Origin of the sequence: Escherichia sp. WS1450, assembly GCF_046487395.1 — a bacterium.
Classification (GTDB): domain Bacteria; phylum Pseudomonadota; class Gammaproteobacteria; order Enterobacterales; family Enterobacteriaceae; genus Escherichia; species Escherichia coli.
Window position 1 is genome coordinate 1 of record NZ_JBJQJO010000119.1, and the last position, 1,109, is coordinate 1,109.

The following is a 1,109-nucleotide window of genomic DNA, read 5'->3' on the forward strand; positions in this document are numbered from 1 at the left end:
CGGTATGCCGTTGTGTGGTTACCTTCTTTTTCATCCAGAAACTGGTCGAGAATATCAGGCGCAGGCGCACCGATGGCAATCAACGCCAGAACGGCAGCCGACAGGCCATATTTGATTTTGGTGTTCATGGATATTTATCAGGATTTATCGGTTCCGAATCCCTGGATATGTTAAATCTTCAGCCCGCCAGCGGTAGGACACTGGCGTTTTTCCTGATGGCTGAAATATATCTGACAATTTCAGTAGAGGATTAACCATGCATAACGATCAACATAATTATGATTTATGCCTGCAAGCCATAAATGAGCGGGTAAAATCAGAGTGCCTCTTACTCCTCCCACAAGAACACGATGCAGTAAAATCCATTCAGGCTGAGCCGTATGGACATCTCACACCTGTGACTCTCGGCATTATCGCCAGAGCATTAACACAGCCCATGCTTATGCGTATTAAGACCAATATAAATAACTGGTTGAATGAAGAATTAAGCTACCTTGATTGTGAGTGGGACAATCATTACGCAAAAACACAAAAAGAACGCATCTTCAGTCGATTATCCAGCAACAGATAACGAGCCACCTTATATACGCCCTTTCAGATAAGTCATCCCCGGCTGCATCCAGTCAACAGGTGCTTTCTTAAAGGGCGTATTATCAAAATCACGCAGAAGAGCCTCCAGCACAACTGCATCATTGTCAGCACCACTGGCCATCATTTCAATCTCAGCTGCTACCTGCAGATATCCCATGCAACGACCAATGCGCTTCATCAGCCCCTGCTTTTTATTGTTCTTCAGGTAATCAATGGCAAATTCAATGAGCGCCTCACTATGCTGGTGCGATGGCGGTGTTAATTTCCCATTTTCTGAGATGGTTATTTTCCCGCCATCTCCGTATACAACAAAGGATGGCCGGTTACACTCCCATTCCTGATCTTTATCAGGTGCAGACGCAATAAAATAACGTTTATTTCCTTCCTCTCCGGCACTTTTAACCGTAATGGAGTACTCAGACTGCAGACAAGACGCCTCTTTTTCTGACCGCAGTGTTGACGGCGGCATCTTCAGAGAACCAGTAATTCTTCCCGGTAGCTTTCCTTTGTAGGTTATC

The 1,109-nt window shown here is 45.2% G+C and carries 2 protein-coding genes and 1 pseudogene; 1 reads left to right on the forward strand and 2 read right to left on the reverse strand.

Annotated features, from left to right (window positions below; translation table 11 throughout):
- A pseudogene (locus ACJHYR_RS27795) lies at positions 1 to 128 on the reverse strand (lysozyme); the annotation flags it as partial.
- 128 nt (positions 129 to 256) lie between these two features.
- Here ACJHYR_RS27795 and ACJHYR_RS27800 point away from each other — a divergent pair.
- Positions 257 to 571 carry a hypothetical protein gene (locus ACJHYR_RS27800; protein ID WP_000551290.1) on the forward strand — a complete coding sequence of 105 codons (315 nt, stop codon included), beginning with the start codon at positions 257 to 259 and terminating at the stop codon, positions 569 to 571.
- A 9-nt stretch (positions 572 to 580) separates the two neighbouring features.
- Here ACJHYR_RS27800 and ACJHYR_RS27805 read toward each other — a convergent pair.
- Positions 581 to 1,109: hypothetical protein (locus ACJHYR_RS27805; protein WP_410233217.1), on the reverse strand; the 529-nt coding region annotated here is incomplete at its 5' end.

Bases quoted from the DNA above. Each gene is read 5' to 3' on its own strand.
- ACJHYR_RS27800 (WP_000551290.1), top strand. From the start codon at position 257: ATGCATAACGATCAACATAATTATGATTTATGCCTGCAAGCCATAAAT.